At 66.4% G+C, this 16,203-nt stretch carries 16 protein-coding genes; 8 read left to right on the top strand and 8 right to left on the bottom strand.

What is annotated here, in order from left to right:
• Positions 1-2,261: patatin-like phospholipase family protein (locus G3N96_RS24635; protein ID WP_206138810.1), on the top strand; the 2,261-nt coding region annotated here is incomplete at its 5' end.
• 57 nt (positions 2,262-2,318) lie between these two features.
• Here the strand turns inward: G3N96_RS24635 and G3N96_RS24630 are convergent.
• The 3 genes from G3N96_RS24630 to G3N96_RS24620 all read right to left on the bottom strand — a co-directional run bounded on the left by G3N96_RS24630 (position 2,319) and on the right by G3N96_RS24620 (position 5,197).
• The gene (locus tag G3N96_RS24630) at positions 2,319-2,942 is read right to left on the bottom strand and encodes an NAD(P)H-dependent oxidoreductase (RefSeq protein ID WP_124578336.1); all 624 of its coding nucleotides are present in this window, start codon (positions 2,940-2,942) and stop codon (positions 2,319-2,321) included.
• 349 nt (positions 2,943-3,291) lie between these two features.
• Positions 3,292-4,422 (bottom strand): ATP-binding protein, encoded by a 1,131-nt coding sequence (locus G3N96_RS24625; protein WP_124578338.1) that lies wholly within the window; start codon positions 4,420-4,422, stop codon positions 3,292-3,294.
• Between the two features lie 64 nt (positions 4,423-4,486).
• Entirely contained in the window at positions 4,487-5,197 is a 711-nt protein-coding gene (locus tag G3N96_RS24620; RefSeq protein WP_039366515.1) for a response regulator, read from the bottom strand.
• A gap of 221 nt (positions 5,198-5,418) precedes the next feature.
• Between G3N96_RS24620 and G3N96_RS24615 the strand changes: the two genes are divergently transcribed.
• Positions 5,419-6,333, top strand: coding sequence for a glutaminase (locus G3N96_RS24615; protein ID WP_011354359.1), 915 nt, complete (start codon positions 5,419-5,421; stop codon positions 6,331-6,333).
• Positions 6,334-6,470: 137 nt separating this feature from the next.
• On the top strand, positions 6,471-6,845 hold the full coding sequence (locus tag G3N96_RS24610) for a cytochrome c (RefSeq protein WP_206138812.1): 375 nt from the start codon (positions 6,471-6,473) through the stop codon (positions 6,843-6,845).
• A gap of 286 nt (positions 6,846-7,131) precedes the next feature.
• On the opposite strand, the gene G3N96_RS24605 is transcribed toward G3N96_RS24610, so the two are convergent.
• Complete coding sequence (locus G3N96_RS24605; RefSeq protein WP_206138809.1) at positions 7,132-8,145, bottom strand: hypothetical protein; 1,014 nt, start codon at positions 8,143-8,145, stop codon at positions 7,132-7,134.
• Positions 8,146-8,284: 139 nt separating this feature from the next.
• On the opposite strand from G3N96_RS24605, the gene G3N96_RS24600 reads away from it, so the two are divergent.
• Positions 8,285-8,488: a hypothetical protein gene (locus G3N96_RS24600; protein WP_206138808.1), complete on the top strand. Its 204-nt coding sequence runs from the start codon at positions 8,285-8,287 to the stop codon at positions 8,486-8,488.
• Between the two features lie 32 nt (positions 8,489-8,520).
• Positions 8,521-9,156 (top strand): isochorismatase family cysteine hydrolase, encoded by a 636-nt coding sequence (locus G3N96_RS24595; protein WP_206138807.1) that lies wholly within the window; start codon positions 8,521-8,523, stop codon positions 9,154-9,156.
• A gap of 63 nt (positions 9,157-9,219) precedes the next feature.
• On the opposite strand, the gene G3N96_RS24590 is transcribed toward G3N96_RS24595, so the two are convergent.
• Positions 9,220-10,062, bottom strand: coding sequence for a TetR/AcrR family transcriptional regulator (locus G3N96_RS24590; protein WP_241022812.1), 843 nt, complete (start codon positions 10,060-10,062; stop codon positions 9,220-9,222).
• Here G3N96_RS24590 and G3N96_RS24585 point away from each other — a divergent pair.
• The gene (locus tag G3N96_RS24585; protein ID WP_206138806.1) at positions 10,042-11,583 is read left to right on the top strand and encodes an FAD-dependent monooxygenase; all 1,542 of its coding nucleotides are present in this window, start codon (positions 10,042-10,044) and stop codon (positions 11,581-11,583) included. The two genes, G3N96_RS24590 and G3N96_RS24585, sit on opposite strands and share 21 nt — an antisense overlap.
• A gap of 48 nt (positions 11,584-11,631) precedes the next feature.
• On the opposite strand, the gene G3N96_RS24580 is transcribed toward G3N96_RS24585, so the two are convergent.
• Positions 11,632-12,363, bottom strand: coding sequence for a ribonuclease T2 (locus G3N96_RS24580; protein WP_206138805.1), 732 nt, complete (start codon positions 12,361-12,363; stop codon positions 11,632-11,634).
• 281 nt (positions 12,364-12,644) lie between these two features.
• On the opposite strand from G3N96_RS24580, the gene G3N96_RS24575 reads away from it, so the two are divergent.
• Entirely contained in the window at positions 12,645-13,034 is a 390-nt protein-coding gene (locus tag G3N96_RS24575) for an OsmC family protein (protein ID WP_206138804.1), read from the top strand.
• 69 nt (positions 13,035-13,103) lie between these two features.
• Here the strand turns inward: G3N96_RS24575 and G3N96_RS24570 are convergent, their stop codons facing one another.
• Together G3N96_RS24570 and G3N96_RS24565 are read right to left on the bottom strand one after the other, a co-directional pair.
• Positions 13,104-13,682, bottom strand: a complete 579-nt coding sequence (locus G3N96_RS24570; RefSeq protein WP_206138803.1) for a hypothetical protein — start codon at positions 13,680-13,682, stop codon at positions 13,104-13,106.
• 96 nt (positions 13,683-13,778) lie between these two features.
• A complete protein-coding gene (locus tag G3N96_RS24565) occupies positions 13,779-15,176 on the bottom strand; it encodes a DUF308 domain-containing protein (protein WP_206138802.1) in 1,398 nt (465 codons plus the stop codon).
• A gap of 362 nt (positions 15,177-15,538) precedes the next feature.
• On the opposite strand from G3N96_RS24565, the gene G3N96_RS24560 reads away from it, so the two are divergent.
• Positions 15,539-16,177, top strand: coding sequence for a hypothetical protein (locus G3N96_RS24560; RefSeq protein WP_206138801.1), 639 nt, complete (start codon positions 15,539-15,541; stop codon positions 16,175-16,177).
• Positions 16,178-16,203 lie beyond the last annotated feature (26 nt).

The raw sequence follows: 16,203 nt of genomic DNA, 5'->3' as shown, positions 1-16,203 counted from the left end.
CCGGCGCGCCGGCTGTCACGCCCGCCGCATCCGGGCACACCTGCGAAGCCGACGGCGGCCCGGCCGGCCGCCCGTCGATCGGCCTCGTGCTGTCCGGCGGCGGCGCGCGTGGCTACGCGCATCTCGGGGTCCTGAAGGTACTGGAAGACAACCGCATCCCGATCGACTGCATCGCGGGCACCAGCATGGGCGCCGTCGTCGGCGGCCTGTACGCGAGCGGCATGGCCGCCGGCGAGATGCAGAAGCGGCTGTCGGAGGTCAACCTCGCGGACATCGCGTTCGACGTGACGGAGCGCGCGGACCTGCCGCAAACCAGCCGGGAGGACGAGCGCCTGTACATCAACGGGCTGACGCTCGGCTTCGGCAAGAAAGGCGTGAAGGCGCCGGTCGGCCTCGTGCAGGGCAACCGGCTGCAGGCGCTGCTCGCGAGCTGGACGGCCGCCGTGCCGACCAACCAGCCGTTCGACCGCCTGCCGATCCCGTACCGTGCGGTCGCGACCGACCTGCAGACGGGCCAGATGGTGGTGCTCGACCACGGCTCGCTGCCGCTCGCGATCCGCGCGAGCATGGCGATGCCGGGCCTGTTCGCGCCGGCCGAGATCAACGGGCGCGCGCTCGTGGACGGCGGGCTCGTCAGCAACCTGCCCGTCGACACCGCGCGGCAGATGGGCGCGAACGTCGTGATCGCGGTCGACATCGGCTCGCAACTGCGCCCGCTCGACGCGCTCGCGTCGCCGGCCGACGTGATGCAGCAGATGGTCGGCATCCTGATCCGCCAGAACGTGACCGCGCAGCGCAAGCAGCTCGACGCGCAGGACGTGCTGCTCACGCCGGACCTCGGCGCGCTCGCGTTCACCGATTTCCAGAACGCGAAGCAGGCGATCGCCGCCGGCGCTGCCGCCGCGACCGCGGCCCTGCCGAAGCTGAAGCGCTTCGCGCTCACGCCGGAACAGTACGCGGCCTACCGGTCCGCGCACGCGCAGCCGCTGCCGCCGCCGATCCGGATCACGCGCATCGACATCAAGACCTCCGGCGGCGTGCCCAAGCGGGTCGTCAGCAACGCGCTGCACGTGAAACCCGGCGACACCTACGATCCGGACACCGTCAGCCAGGATCTGCTCGGGCTCACGACGGGCGGCAACTTCGAGAGCGTCACGCAGCAGATCGTGAGCCACGGCGACGAAAACGTGCTCGAGATCGATGCGCGCGAGAAATACTGGGGGCCGAATTTCCTGCTGTTCGGGCTCGGCATGTCGAGCAGTTCGACCGACGAGGGCGGCTTCCGCCTGCACGTCGGCTACCGGCGGCCATGGCTCACCGAATCCGGGCTCGAATTCCGCGCGGACACGACGATCGGCAGCGACCTGCAATCGGCGCGCATCGAGTTCCGCCAGCCGCTGTCGATGGCGTACGGCGTCTATCTGTCGCCGTACGCGGAATACCAGCGCCGCTATGCGAACCTGTACGACGACACCGGCGACGTGAAGATCACGCAGTACCTGATGCAGACCGCACGCGCCGGGCTCGATCTCGGCCTGCCGATCGGGCGACTCGGCGATTTCCGGATCGGCCTCGGTTACGTGACCGGGCACGGCTCGCCGACCTACAACCTGCCGTTCGACGACGGCAGTGGCCAGTCGCTGCTGTGGCCCAGCTTCACGTCGCAAGCGTTGACCGCGCGCGCGCGGCTCGTCATCGACCAGCTCGACGATCCGCTGTTCCCGCGCAAGGGCTATTTCACCGAGCTGCGCGTCGAACGCTCGCTGGTGTCGCGCAACGGGGGCTCGGCGCAATCATTGGACGACAGCGTCAACAGCGCGCCCTACACCGAGATCTACGGCAAGGCGATGGTTGCGCAGCAGTTCGGCCGGCACAGCGTCAGCGCGACGATCGAAGGCGGCAAGAGCATCGGCGGCACCAACCTGATCAACGCGTTCAATTTCACGCTCGGCGGCTTCCAGCATCTGTCCGCGTATGCGGCCGACCAGTTGAACGGCAACGAGCTCGCGTATGCGCAGGTGACCTACATGAATCAGTTGATGACGTTCAACGCGTCGCCGGTCAAGGCGCTGTCGGTGGGCGCCAGCGCGGAAGTCGGCAACGTCTGGTCGAGCGGCCAGCAGATCGGCGGCGGCGCGCTCAAGCAGAGCTATACGTTCTTCACGAGCCTGTCGACCGCGTTCGGGCCCGTGTACATCGGCGTCGCGCTCGCGCCCGGCGGCCGCCGCAACTTCTACCTGCAGCTCGGCCGTACCTATTGAGCGTGCGCGGGTGCCGCTTCGGCGGCATCCGCATCTGCCTCGCGCCGCCCGGCCGGGTCAGAACTCCGCCGCCATCGCGACCGCGCGGGCTTGCGCCCGCTCGATGCTGTCGCTTGCGCGCGCACTCCACGTGTGTTCGACGGTCAGGCTCCTGACCTCGCTCACGCCGATGAACCGCAGCCAGAATTCGATGTAGTCGGCCTGATGCCGGAACCCGGGATTGTCGGCGCCCGCACCGGGTTCCCGGCTTTGCCCGCGAACGTGGATCACCAGCGCGCGCGGAATCTCCAGCAACGGCGCGTACGCGTTACCGTCGAACGTAAACAGCATGTTCCGCTGGCTGACGAGATCGATCAGCTGCTTGAGCTTGTACGGATAGCCGAAATTCCACATCGGCACGCCGACGACGATCCGGTCCGCCTCCTGAAAGCGCTTCACGAGCGACTGGATGCGCCGCCAGACCGACTGCTCCGCGTCATCCATTGGCGCGTTCGCGACGCCCTTGTACTTGGCGCCGATCGCATCGCTGTCGAAATCCGGCAAGTCCTCCTCCCAGACATTCAGCGTATCGACGTCGATCGTGGCGCCCGTCTCCCGGTACGCATCGACAAAGGCAGTGGCGACCGCGATCGAAGCCGACCTGGCGCCACGGGGAGAAGACACGATATTCAAAAGCCGCATGATGTGTGACCCGGACAGGAATGCACGAACAAGGGAGCGGCCATCGTGGCGGCTCCGGCTTCACTGCTGCGTCGCGGGCCGCCCGCCTGCACTGTCATGGATCAGCCCGTCGATATAGTTGCAATTGCAATCGTAAAGCAAAGCGCGTACGCGTGGCAAACGAATCGCCACGCGATTGCAGTGTGGGGAGGCATCGATACGGGGAAGGTACGGCGGGAACGGCCGGCGACGCGTGCGAGTCCGGCGCGTGCGGCTGTCGTGCTGTCGTGCTGTCGTGCTGTCGTGCTGTCGTGATGTCGTGCTGTCGTGATGTTGTTGCCGTCGGGCCCGGTGCCCGCGAGGTGTATCGCTAGACCGGCCAGCTGATCTCGAAGCGCGCGCCGCCGAGCTCGACGGGATCGACGACCGCAATCCGGCCGTTGTGCGCATGGAGCACCTGTCGCGTGATCGACAGGCCGAGGCCATAGCCGCCGGTGCGGCGGTCGAGGCGCACGAATGCGTCGAAGATTCGCTCGCGTTCGCTCTCCGGCACGCCGGGGCCGTCGTCCTCGACGAAGATCCCGATGTTGCCGTGCACGAGCGAGATCCCGACGACGATCTGCGATTTCGCATACTTGCTCGCGTTGCGCAACAGGTTGCGCATCGCATACGACATCAGCCGCCGGTCCATCTTCACGCGCAGGTCCGATGCGATCGCGATGCGCGACTCGATCGCGCGCTCCGGATACAGCAGCTGCGCATCGCTGACCTGATGCTCGAACCACGCGACGGGGGCCGTCATCTCGAGGTTCGACTGCAGCGAGCTGTATTCGAGCCGCGCATACGTGAGGCTCATGTCGATCAGCTCCTCGAGCTCGGTCACGTCCTGCGCGATACTCTCGAGCGCGCCCTGGTATTCGGCCGCGGAAGCCGGCTCGCGCAGCATTTCGAGCGCGAACCGCACGCGCGCGAGCGGCGTGCGCAGCTCGTGCGAGATCCCGTTCGTCAGGTCGCGCTGCGCGGCGATCAGCCGTTCCATGCGCATCGCGAGCGCATTCAGCGTCCGCGCGAGCGGGCCGATGATCACGCTGTGCGATTCGCGCGCTCGCGTGTTGAAGCGTCCGCCCGTGAAATCGATCGCGCGCTCGCGCACCATCACGAGATCCGACCACACGGGCCGCATCCACCGGTATGCCGCGAGCGCGGGTGCGGCGAACACGAAGACGAGCACGATCCAGATGTCGCCGGGCAGCGAATCGAACGCATGCCACACGACCTGCGGCGACAATTCGACGCACAGTGCGAGCGCCGGCACGAGCGCGGTCAGCAGCACGAGGCCGAGCAGATGCAGGTACGTGCGCACGTAAAGGCGCGACCAGCTCGGAATACGGTCGGCGCGCGTGTCGGTCCACGCGCGGCGGAAATGCAGCCAGCGCCACTTGACGTAGCGCAGCGTCGGCAGCGGCGGTGCATCGGGGTGCGAACGGGTTCGTCGGATCATCTCGGCTCCCGGCCGGCGGGTGGAATGCCCGCGCGGAACGTGACGGCGTCGTGCGAACGCCGCGTCATTCCCACGCGTGCTTGCTGAATTGATAGCCCTTGCTGCGGATCGTCTTGATCCGCTGCGGGTTGCTCGCGTCGTCGCGCAGCTTGCGGCGCAGCTTCGAGATGCGCCCGTCGATGGTGCGGTCGAGGCCGTCGAATTCGACGCCGCGCAACTGCAGCATCAGGTCGTCGCGGCTGACGACTTCGCCCGCATGGCAGACGAGCGCCCACAACAGGTCGAATTCCGCCGACGTCAGGTCGGGCGTGCTGCCGTCGGGCAGCACGACGGAGCGGTCGGTCCGGTCGATCGAGAACTTGCCGAACGCGTAGCGCTCGGGCTGCGGCGCGGTGCTCTCGGTCACGCGCGCGGGCGCGCGGCGCAGCTGGGCCTTGATCCGCGCGAGCAGGATGCGCGGCTCGACCGGCTTGTGCACGTAGTCGTCCGCGCCGAACTCGAGGCCGAGCAGTTCGTCGAACGGCTCGTCGCGCGCCGTCACCATGATGATCACGCCGTCGTACTGCTTGCGTGCCTCGCGGCAGATTTCGAAGCCGTCCTTGCCCGGCAGGTTCACGTCGAGAATGACGAGATCGGGACGAATGGACAGGATCGCCGGCACCGCGGCGTCACCATGCAGCACAGTGTCGACTTCATAGTCGTTCTTGCGCAGGTAGCCGGCGATCAGCGTGGACAGGCGGGTGTCGTCTTCGACGAGCAGGATGCGAAAAGACATGGGCAGCGGTCGGGTCATCGGGGAAGCCGCGGCGGCGGCGCCGGCGGGTGCCGGACGCCGGCCATTGGCCGAAACGTACCGCATGATACTGCGCCGGCCGATTGCCTGTTTAGAGGTCTTGAAAATAAGGGTGCGATATCGTCCGTGCTTGACGAATCGGCGCCGGGACGGTTCCATACGGGCTCGCCTGAATCCGGCCACTCACCTACCCGCCTGACTTGATGAATTACCAGACGATCCTCGAACGCATCCACACCGAACTCGCCCCCTGGATTGGCCAGGGCCGGGTTGCCGACTACATTCCCGAACTCGCGAAAGTGCCTGCCGACAAGTTCGGGATGGCCGTCGTGACGCTGGACGGAAACGTTTGCACGGTCGGCGATGCGTACGAACGCTTCTCGATCCAGAGCATCTCGAAGCTGTTCGCGTGCACGCTCGCGTTCCAGCTGCTCGGCGACGAACTGTGGGAACGGGTCGGCCGCGAGCCGTCCGGCAACGCGTTCAATTCGCTGGTGCAGCTCGAGAGCGAGCGCGGCAAGCCGCGCAATCCGTTCATCAACGCCGGTGCGCTGGTCGTCACCGACGTGCTGTGCCGGCGCTTCGTGAAAGCCGAGACGGCGCTCGTCGAATTCGTGCGGCGGCTGATCGGCGCGAACGACATCGACTACGATTCGCGCGTCGCGCAATCGGAGCTGCAGCACGCGGAGCGCAACCGTGCGATGGCGCACTTCATGGCGAGCTTCGGCAACATGCAGATGCCGCCCGACACGGTGATCGACGCGTATTGCCGCCAGTGCGCGATCACGATGAACTGCGTCGAGCTTGCGCGCGCGGCGCTGTTTCTCGCGAACGGCGGTGTCGCGCCGGTCACCGGCGAGCGGATCGTCGATTCGAGTTCCGCGAAGCGGCTGTCGGCGCTGATGCTGACTTGTGGCACCTACGATGCGGCGGGGGATTTCGTGTACCGCGTCGGGTTGCCTGCGAAGAGTGGCGTCGGCGGCGGGATCGTCGCGGTGCTGCCGGGCGAGATGGCCGTGTGCGTGTGGGCGCCGGGGCTCGATGCGAACGGGAATTCGCTGGCGGGGACGTTGGCGCTGGAATGGTTGACGACTTATTCGGGAAGGTCGATTTTTTGAGGCGGCGGGTTAGGCGCGCCTTATCCGGCGGAACGGCGCTAGGCGAATATCGGCGCGCTCAATGGAGAACTCGCCATTTGGCAGCAATCGCCCCCGCCGGGACATGCACCGGTTCACACAGCGAGATTACAAAAAAAATGAGAATACTCCTCGTCGCTTCACTGGGAATAGCATTGCTTGCTCGATCATCACTCGCCTTCGCGGGTAGTGAAAACGGGAAACAGATCTTCCTGGCGAGATGTGCGATGTGCCACGGAGCAGATGCCAGAGGCACGGGGCCATTGGCCAATAAAAGCAATCCGCCCACGCCCGACCTCACGACGCCCGCCTTCAAAAAGCGGCTCAACGATTATCCGGGCGTCATTGTCTCGTCGGTCATCCTTCGCCCCAATGGGGACCTGATTCCGAAAACGTTGCGAGAGAATGGTGTAAAACTCCCGCCCCACTCCTGGACAGTCCAGGATTTCCGCGATTTGAATCAATACATGAGTGCATTGATTTTAAAGAATTAAATATTTTGGCGCGGTTTTGTATTGCCGGCGTCCCGGCACGTTGACGCTGGAGTGGTTGACGACTTATTCGGGAAGGTCGATTTTTTGAAGCGGCGGGGTTAGGCGAGCGCCACCTGGCGCAACGGCGGCAGAGTCATATCGGCGCGTGCGCTTGATGGGGAATTCAGCCATCGGCTGTGCTCGACCCAACTGGGTCGCACAAAACGCCGAACTCCAAAAGGCCGTTTCCGAAGGTAAAACGGTCACTCGCATGCAGGCCGATGTCGATTCGGTGCAAGCCGCGCCGCTAGAAATTGCGCGCCACGCCGACCATGAACATGTCCTGGTCCTTGTCGTTGCCGGTTGCGACACGATTAAAGCGTAAGCTCGCGGCCCAATCGTTCGTTACCTGATAGGTCACCTGCGCGCTGAGCAACGCATTGAGTCTCGTTTTACTCGCGACCTCGTCCCGATCATGCGAGAGATACGGGCCCACACCTGCCGAAAGCGTCCATTTGCTCTTGATCGGCGCGACATACCAGAATTGCGCCGCCACACCTCTGCGGCCGGCGACGCCGTTATTGCCTTCGTAGACGAAGCTCGCCGAATAGGCCCACGCATTGCCGAGCGGCCGCTTGACTTCGACCATATACCCTTTTTCGATAGGCACTTGGGGACGGTTCGTCTGCGATGTCCCGGCCCAAACGCCAACCTGCGTCTTGCCGTCCGACAAAGCCGGGCCAGGATCTCCGCCAAAATCCGAGCCGATGCCGAAGAGCACCGCGTCGGAGTTGAATCCGTCGATCATCTGCACGTGGTTGTACTGCACCTTGAGGAAGAAGCGGTTGGGAACGACGTAATACCGCACCGCTGCCGAGGCGCGCACGCCCCACCGCTTTTCATTACGCGGCTGGTCGTTGACATGTGTCGTGTCCATGCTGAAATACGGCCCCGCCGACAACTCGAGCGCCAGGCGATCGCCGACCGGCCAACGAAACGAACCTATGGCGGCGAAGCCGTCACGGTGGTGATCGAGGGGATGCCCCTCGTTCAGATACGCGAGGTAGACCGAGAGGTAGTCATTCAAGACATCGCCGAAACCGACTTCGTAGGCACGCCAATGCATATCGCCACCGTTGGTCGCGCGTCCGTCGCCATACACCGCATAGACGTTGATCGTTCTTTCCGATGGCTTGAACCCGGTCGGCACGCTCGACGGACTGTCCTCGGCGTACGCAAGGCCTGCGCCTGCCAGACATCCCAGACCGGCGATCGAGCTTGCGAGGACGAAGCGCGAATAGATGCGACGGCACTGTCCCATTTGGACACCCCCTCATCTTGGTAACCGCGATTTCTCGGGCAAGATGACGACGATTATAGGCAGCCTCGGGTAACAGGGGTAATAGGGGCAATCCGCACAACTTCGGCCGCTCCCCCTTATAGGCAAAGGTCGGGCGGCCATGATCCGATCCGTCGTCATCGCTGAATTCCGGATTCAGCGATCGGCTATCGTCGGAGACGATGACGGCGACCGCCAGTACATTGCCGGCAAGCAGGAATGCGACGCCGGCGTGACGGTCGCCGGCTCGCAGCACGATAAAACGCCCCTACGAAAATCGCATCGGCAGCCGACCCGCTTTTCCGGTACAAATCGGGGACGCTGACATTCCCCGCGGGCTATCGGAGACTCTCGTTCATGACTCGGCAACACGCACCGGATATCGCAACGACCACCCGCACGAACCCCGGCGCCAGCCCATCCGCGCCGATTCCCGCCATCATGCCGTCGAGCACCGCGCTGCTCGTCATGCATTACCAGACCGACATCCTCGGCCTCTTTCCGTCCGTCGCGCCCGAATTGCTCGCCAATACGCGCCGGCTCTGCGATGCGGCGCGTGGCAGCGGTATCGGCGTCTGGTTCGCGAACCTCCGGTTCAGCCCCGGCTATCCGGAAGTCAGCCCGCGCAACAAGAACGGCCAGGGCATCAAGGAGCTCGGTCGCTTCATCAACGACGGCCCGTGCCCGGAACTCGGCCGGCAGGACGACGAGCCGCTGATCGTCGCGCACCGCGCCAGCGTGTTCTTCGGCACCGATCTGCAGGCGCGGCTGGTCGAGCAAGGGGTCGACTCGCTGATCATGGTCGGCATCGCGTCGACGGGCGTGATGCTGTCGTCGATCGCCCACGCGAGCGATGCGGACTTTCGTCTGTACACGGTCAAGGACTGCTGCTACGACCCGGATCCGGTGGTCCACGAGCACCTGTTCGCCACCGCTTTCGAATCGCGCACGACGGTGCTGTCGCTCGCGGACGCGTTGCGGCTGCTCGAGTAAACGAGCGGTCGCGCGAGCGCGACAGGCCAGCGGCTTGACCCGAATCGGCCCGCGGGATGACGACTACCGGGCCACGCCGATTCCCTTCAGGATGAGGTCGATGCCGGCGACGAACTGCTCGCGCTCGTCGTGCGCGGCCAGTTGCGCCACCACCTTGTGCACGAACGGATACGCCGCCGGATCGAGTTGCGTCCACCGGTCGGCGACGGTCGCCACGATCTCCGGCTGCGCCGGATCGCGCGAATGCAGACGGGCGCCCGCCGCGTATTGGCCGGCCAGCCCGAAGATGTAGTGCATCAGCGCAGATGCCGCGTTGAATTGCGCGGGTTCGGGCACGCCCAGCGCCTGCAGATGCGCGCCGACGCTTTCGAGAATCCGCAGCACCGCGTCCTGCCACGGCGCGCGGAACAACTGCGCGCCCACCCACGGATGCGCGCTGAACGCATCGAACAGACGCAACGCAACGCGACGGATCGCCTCCGCCGCATCGCCGCTAGGCGCCGTCGACTCATCCGCCATCGCACCCGCGATCACTCGATCCGCCGCCGCCGCGAGCAGGTCGTGCTTGTCGGCGACATGCCAGTAGATCGCGCCGCTCCCGGTCGCCAGGTACGCGGCAAGCGCGCGAAACGTCAGCGCGCCCTCGCCTTCTGTGTCGAGGATTTCGATCGCGGCGTCGACGATCCGCTCTTTCGACAGCGCGTCGGCGCGCCGCTCGGTTCGGTTTTGGGTTGCCATGCGCGGTAGCTTGACACATCTGGAACATCGTTCCAATATCTCGCAATGGAACAGCGTTCCATAAACTTCCCTGGCACGGGCGTGACGCCTGTCAGGTGCCCCCTTCCTACCGCCACCGGCCCGCCCCGGCCGGAAACAGAGCCCTCGATGACTCAGCCCGTCACCCATGATGTCGTGATTGCCGGAGCCGGCCCGGTCGGCCTGTTCCTCGCCTGCGAGTTGCGCGTTGCCGGCCTGTCGGTACTGGTGGTCGAGCAGGCCGGCGATCCGGCCTCCCCGCTGAAGCGGCTGCCGTTCGGCATGCGCGGCTTGTCGGCGCCCACCCTCGAAGCGTTCTACCGTCGCGGCCTGCTCGACGACATCGCGATGCCGTCCGGTGCGTACGACACCGCGCACTGGATGAAGCAGTCGCGCCGGCCGGGCGGCCATTTCGCCGGGATCCCGTTCTTCCACGACCGCATCGATGCGTCCCAATGGCCGTACCGTCTGCCCGGCCCGGCCGGCACTCACATGGCGACCGATCTCGAACGCGTCGAATCCGCGCTGGCCACCCGCGCGAGCGCGACGGGCGTCGAGATCCGGCGCGGCATCCGCGTCGAGGGCTTCGACCAGTCGGACGAGGACGATGCGGTAACGCTGCACGCAGGCGGCACCACGTGGCGCGGACGCTGGCTCGTCGGCTGCGACGGCGGCCGCAGCACGATCCGCAAGGCGGGTGGCTTCACGTTCGCCGGCACCGATCCCGAATTCACCGGCTATTCGATCGAGATCGAACTCGCCGATCCCGGCACGCTGCCGCCCGGCCGTCACTACACAGCAACCGGCATGTATACGTACACGCCGCCCGGGACGATCGCGATGGTCGAATTCGACGGTGGCGCGTTCCACAGGAGCGGGCCGGTCACGCTCGACCATGCTCAGGCGGTGCTGCGTCGCGTGTCCGGCACCGGCGTCACGCTGACGGCGCTGAAGCTCGCCAGCACGTGGACGGACCGCGCGTGCCAGGCGACCACCTATCGCAACGGCCGCGTGCTGCTCGCGGGCGACGCCGCGCATATCCACTCGCCGCTCGGCGGCCAGGGGCTCAACCTCGGGCTCGGCGACGCGATGAATCTCGGCTGGAAGCTGGCCGCCACGATCCGCGGCGACGCGCCGGCCGACCTGCTCGACAGCTATGCGGACGAGCGGCATCCGGTGGGCGCCCGCGTACTCGACTGGTCACGCGCGCAGGTCGCGCTGATGCGGCCGGCCCGGAGTTCGCGCGCGCTCGAGGCGATCGTCCGCGATCTGGTCGACACGCGCGACGGTGCGACGTACTTCGCCGAACGCGTGTGGGGGGTGTCCGTTGCGTACGATCTCGGCGGCGCCCATCCGCTCGTGGGGCGCAGTGTTCCGGACTTCGAACTGGCCGACGGAACGCGGCTCGGCGAACACGTCAGGCACGGCAAGGGTGTGCTGCTGGACTTCGATGAAGGAAAGCCGTTTCAGGCACTCGCCACCCGCTGGCGCCACCGGATCGCATATCTCGCGAGTGATGCGAACGACCGGCTGGGCCTGCGCGCCGTGCTCGTGCGGCCCGACGGTGTCGTCGCGTGGGCCGGTGACGATGCGTCGAATGCCGACGAAGCGGCAAATGCAGCGATGCGATGGTTCGGCCAGGGCTGCGGCTCGTCTCCTGCCTCGTCGTGACGGGCGACGGCGCCCACGATGTCGCGCGCACCGCCCCTTCCTTCCCCGTTACTTCGCGATATACACGCCCGACGTCGGGCACGTGCCCTGCGTATTGCCGTCCGTCACGAGCGAGGCGGCGCTCGGGAACTGCGTGGTCGCATTGGTCTTCACCGCGATCCACGCTTCGGTGAAGTAGCTGACGCCATTCGTCTTCGTGCACTTCAGCGACACCGCGCTACGCGTGTTGCTGCCGAACGCGCCTTCGAACGCCGACAGCAACTGGTTGCGCGTGACCGTCTTGCCCGCGTTCGCCTGCAGGAACGCGTTGAACGATGTGTTGCCGAGCCGGCTGATCATGCCGGATGCCTGGTTCCAGTACGCATCGGGCGATGCCGAATTCGAGCAGGTGCCGTGCTTGAACCACTCGTGCTTGTCGAGGCACGACGCGACGCCCGGCATGTACGTCAACAGCGTGTTGCGGGTCGCGCTGCTGATCGGGTACGCATCCATGCTGCACCACTGGTGCGCGTTGTCGAGGTCGATGTCGTTCTGCGGCACGCCGCAGTAGAACGGCTGGTTGCCGTCGTAGTTGTTCGGCCACAGGCCATGCAGCGACAGGCTCGTCGCCGCGTACGTGCCGGCGAGGTTCGTGCATTCGGGCGTGTCGTGCGACGCGCAGAAGCCGGGCTCCCACGACGCGGCGAGCAACAGGTAGTCGTAGCTGGTCTGCGCGGTGGCGTGCAGTGAAGCGGAAGCGACGGCGAGTGCGGCAGCGGCGCGGGCGAGCGTCTTGTGCATGGCGTTTCCTCGGAAAAGGCTTGCGGTCGCGGGATGCGCCGCAAGGTTGTCGAATGTCTGTCCGCGATTGTTGCCGACGCAACATGGCACGAATGTGAAGGTGGACGAAAGAATTCGCGGTGCGGCGCAGATGCACGCCATGCACTGAAACGACCAACGTCGCCCGGATCGCCGCGCGCCGCCAAGGCTGTTACGACCGGTACCGGTACCGGCGGTTGCCTTCCCCGGCACCCGGCGCCCGCGTACGCTGTCGCCACCTTCATCCTGCACGGAACATCCCCATGGTGACTGCGACCCGGCTGGGCAAGCCATACTGCGTCGAGATCGGGAACGGGCGCAGCGTCGTGCGCGCGGATACGCACAAGGCAGGCAAAGGCGGCGACGCGGGCATGCGGCCGCACGAGCTGCTCGAAAGCGCCCTCGCCGCGTGCGTCTGCCTGTCGATCGATATGGCCGCGGAACGCGCGGGCATGACGCTGCCCGCCTGCACGGTGGACGTGGTCATCGATCGCCTCGATCACGAAACCGGCTTCGACATCGCGCTACGCTTCGCTGCACCGCTGTCGCACGCGCAGCAAGCACTCGTGCGCGATGCGACGCAGGCCTCGCCGGTCGCACGCACGCTGGGCAAGCCGGTGCGGATCAGGCCGGCCGCGATCGGGAGCGACTGATCGTCCGGCATCGTCGCGTACACAGCACCTATCGACGCCGGCTCGCGCACGCGCACGGCACGCCTTTCGTCACGACCCGGCGCCCAGTTGCGTGCACGCGCGCGTGATCGATTCGGGGCCTTCGAGCGCGAGGATCTGCCACACGCCGATGCTGACGCGCTGGCGCGCCGCCGTCGACGCATCGGCCAGCAACGCCTCGACGCGCGGTGCGGCGTCCGGCGCCTGCTGCTTCAGCGCCGCGTGATGCCGCGCGCGCGATGCCGGTTCGGATTCGTAGACGTCGCACAGACGCACCATGCCGGCAAGACCGGCGAGGTCGTCGTCCTTGTCGATCGCGCCCGGCTCGACCGGCGCGAGCCCCTTGCGCTCCGCCGCCGGCAGCTTGTTGCGCGCGCCTTCGTCGATCGACGTGGCGGATGCCGGCGGCAGGCCGCCGATCGCCGCGACGATCCGGCTGCCCGCGGCGATCATGTCGCCCTGGCACGCGATCTTCTCGGCGGCCGCGACGTTCGAGCAGAACGACACCGACGTGCGATACACGTCGTTGCTCATGCGCGGCACTTCGTCCGCGCTTGCCAGCGCGAAGCCGGCGCTCGTCAGCGCCAGCGCGGCGGGAATCAGGATGCGGAATGCTCTCGTCTTGTTCATTGTTGTTTGCGTAGGGGGGGTCTCGTAGCGGGCAACCTCGCGCGGCCGCGCGGTGGCGGCCGCAGTGACGCCGGGCCCGCGTCCGGCGGCACGCGATCACTTCATCGACGCCGCCTCCGATCCGCCGGGCGACAGCGCCGCGTGGTCCTGCTCGCGCCACGTGCGGCGCGACGTCACGATCGCCTTCACGGCCGAGCGCGCGACCTTCCACCACGCGAACGGCCGCGGGTCGGCGAGCATGCTGAGCGCGCGCGCATAGTCGAGCGTGAGCCCGGGCGTCCACGCCATCGTCACGGCCCGCTTGCGGATCTGCGCGGCGACCCACAGCTCGGGCGTGAGCAGCAGCCGCACGAACGCGCCCCACCCGGCCCGCGCGCCCTTCAGCCGCCACACCGCGCCGTCGAGCGCGGCTTCGAGCGCGTTCGACACCGTGCTCGAGCAATTGCGGTGCGTGAGGTTGTAGGTCAGGTCCTGCCGGTACGACGTCCAGAAGGCATCCAGCTTCGACGGATCGTAGTTGCGGATCCGCACGCGCACGGTCGACGGGCACCACGCCGTCGACTCGGTCGCGTAGTCGGGCTGGAACAGACCCGGTACGTCGTTCTCACGCGTCGCGCGCAGGATGCGCGTGAATTCGTCCGGAGAACGATCGATTTCGACACCCGGATACAGGCTGATATAGACGCCCTCCGGCGACTCCAGCGCCGCGTGCCCGGTCGAGATCACGCCGTTGACGTCCACGGCCGCGATATAGCGGTCGATCACCGGATAGCGCTGCGCTTCGGCCTTCGACGTGCCGGTCGGCGTCCACACGTGCACGGTGAGCGCATGCTCGCCGTCGGCCGGCGGGCCGTCCCATTCGGATTGCGCGAAATGCGGCCGGTCGCGCGCATCGTCGAGATCCGGCGCGAGCGCCGGCGACGTCGCGAACGCCGGATTGCGCGTCAGCCGCCGCACGCGCGCGGCGAGGCTCAGCATGTGCATCCCGCCGAACATCAGCAGCAGCCCGAGGCAGTACGGCACGGTGCCCACGTAGTGCGTCGGGTACGGCTGATAGAAGAAGATGGCCAGCAGGATCTCGACGACGCCCCACGCGAATGCAACGTTCCAGCGGCGATAGCGCACCATCCACGCTGCCGTGCACTGCAGCAGCCCGTCGACGAGGAACAGCGTGCCGAAGATCATCGACAGCAGGAAATGGCCATGGTGATGCCCCGCGAACACGAGCCCGGCGGCGACCACGACCACGATCCCCTTCACGTAGCGCAGGATGCGCTGCCCGCCGACGCCGCTGCCGGCCACGGCAAGCGTCGCGAGCCCCTCGATCAGGAACAGCCACGCAAAGATCTGGATCGGGAAGTGCAGCGCGCCGTCGAGCGCATCGACGAAGATCACGACGCCCGCGGCGACCCACACCCAGCCGAGCACGGTCAGCCCGCGCCAGCGCGTGCGCAAGTATTCGATGCCCAGCAGCAGCAAGACCAGTCGTACCATCGCGCGCTCTCGTCATTTTTTGGGATACGCGCGGGTCACGCGTGTCCTGTCGTTTCGACCGTGCCTCGTGCAGAGTGCCGGCCGAAAGGCGGTAATTCGTACCGGCGCGTCATGCCTCGACATGACCGTGGGTGGCCGGTATACGTCCGCACTGGCCGAATAATAAGATATGGCGGAGACGGTTGAAAGCGGCGACGACAACGTTGTCGGCACGGCACGGGCAGGGGCCTTCGACCGCTGCCGTGGCAGATTTCCCGTTCGACAACGCGCGGCAGATACGCGAGAATCCGGGCTCCGAGGGCGAAAGCCACTGAACTGAACTGAACTGAACTGAACCGAACCGCACAGACGGGACAACAACAATGAACGTATCGATCACGCGCCGGCGCCTGCTGGCCGCCGGCGTGGCCGCCAGCAGCCTCGCGCTGTCGGGCTGCTTCACGCCGAAGCTGTACAAGGAAGACGGATACAGCGAGCACGTGTCCGGATTCATGATGACCGAGGACGGCAAGAAGCTCGTCGTCCTGGGCACGGACTACCATTACATCTTCGATCTGCCGGCGCAGTTGCGGCCGGTCCTGATGTCCGGTTACCGGAAATCGCTGCGCACGACGTTCGCCGCCTTTCATGCGAGCGGCGGCAGCATCACGGGCCAATACCGGATCGTGCTGCCGAAGGACGCGTCGGACGACGATCGGCAGGCGGCCGCCGCCGACGGCTTCACCGCCGCGCAGGCCGGCCTCGTGCTCGAAGGCGACATCAGCGGCAAGCGTTATTCGACGGAAGGGTTCGTCGAAAAGTACAAGACGAGCACGCAGCCGTTCAACCGGCCGTACTCGGTCTACATCAGGCAATCGCCGTCCGCGCTCGGCATGGGGCTGCGGATTCTCGCCACGCCGGTCACGGTTGCCGCCGACGGCGTGCTCGTGCTGGGCGGCATCGTGCTCTTGCCGTTCGCGGCAATTGCGATCAACGCAAACGGCGGCATCCGGATCATGTAAAGGCGTGCGGTACGAGCGCAACAGGA

The sequence above is a fragment of the Burkholderia sp. Se-20373 genome (assembly GCF_017104705.1).
GTDB lineage: Bacteria > Pseudomonadota > Gammaproteobacteria > Burkholderiales > Burkholderiaceae > Burkholderia.
The sequence above is the reverse complement of the archived record's forward strand: the minus strand, read 5'-3'. Positions and strand labels throughout refer to the sequence as shown.

Excerpts from the sequence above, each read along its gene's own strand:
- G3N96_RS24595 (WP_206138807.1), top strand. The coding sequence starts at position 8,521 with ATGACTCGGCAACACGCACCGGATATCGCAACGACCACCCGCACGAAC.
- G3N96_RS24570 (WP_206138803.1), bottom strand. The coding sequence starts at position 13,682 with ATGAACAAGACGAGAGCATTCCGCATCCTGATTCCCGCCGCGCTGGCG.
- G3N96_RS24605 (WP_206138809.1), bottom strand. The coding sequence starts at position 8,145 with ATGGGACAGTGCCGTCGCATCTATTCGCGCTTCGTCCTCGCAAGCTCG.
- G3N96_RS24585 (WP_206138806.1), top strand. The coding sequence starts at position 10,042 with ATGACTCAGCCCGTCACCCATGATGTCGTGATTGCCGGAGCCGGCCCG.
- G3N96_RS24625 (WP_124578338.1), bottom strand. The coding sequence starts at position 4,422 with ATGATCCGACGAACCCGTTCGCACCCCGATGCACCGCCGCTGCCGACG.
- G3N96_RS24560 (WP_206138801.1), top strand. The coding sequence starts at position 15,539 with ATGAACGTATCGATCACGCGCCGGCGCCTGCTGGCCGCCGGCGTGGCC.
- G3N96_RS24590 (WP_241022812.1), bottom strand. The coding sequence starts at position 10,062 with ATGGGTGACGGGCTGAGTCATCGAGGGCTCTGTTTCCGGCCGGGGCGG.
- G3N96_RS24610 (WP_206138812.1), top strand. The coding sequence starts at position 6,471 with ATGAGAATACTCCTCGTCGCTTCACTGGGAATAGCATTGCTTGCTCGA.
- G3N96_RS24600 (WP_206138808.1), top strand. The coding sequence starts at position 8,285 with ATGATCCGATCCGTCGTCATCGCTGAATTCCGGATTCAGCGATCGGCT.
- G3N96_RS24630 (WP_124578336.1), bottom strand. The coding sequence starts at position 2,942 with ATGCGGCTTTTGAATATCGTGTCTTCTCCCCGTGGCGCCAGGTCGGCT.
- G3N96_RS24580 (WP_206138805.1), bottom strand. The coding sequence starts at position 12,363 with ATGCACAAGACGCTCGCCCGCGCCGCTGCCGCACTCGCCGTCGCTTCC.
- G3N96_RS24565 (WP_206138802.1), bottom strand. The coding sequence starts at position 15,176 with ATGGTACGACTGGTCTTGCTGCTGCTGGGCATCGAATACTTGCGCACG.
- G3N96_RS24615 (WP_011354359.1), top strand. The coding sequence starts at position 5,419 with ATGAATTACCAGACGATCCTCGAACGCATCCACACCGAACTCGCCCCC.
- G3N96_RS24575 (WP_206138804.1), top strand. The coding sequence starts at position 12,645 with ATGGTGACTGCGACCCGGCTGGGCAAGCCATACTGCGTCGAGATCGGG.
- G3N96_RS24620 (WP_039366515.1), bottom strand. The coding sequence starts at position 5,197 with ATGTCTTTTCGCATCCTGCTCGTCGAAGACGACACCCGCCTGTCCACG.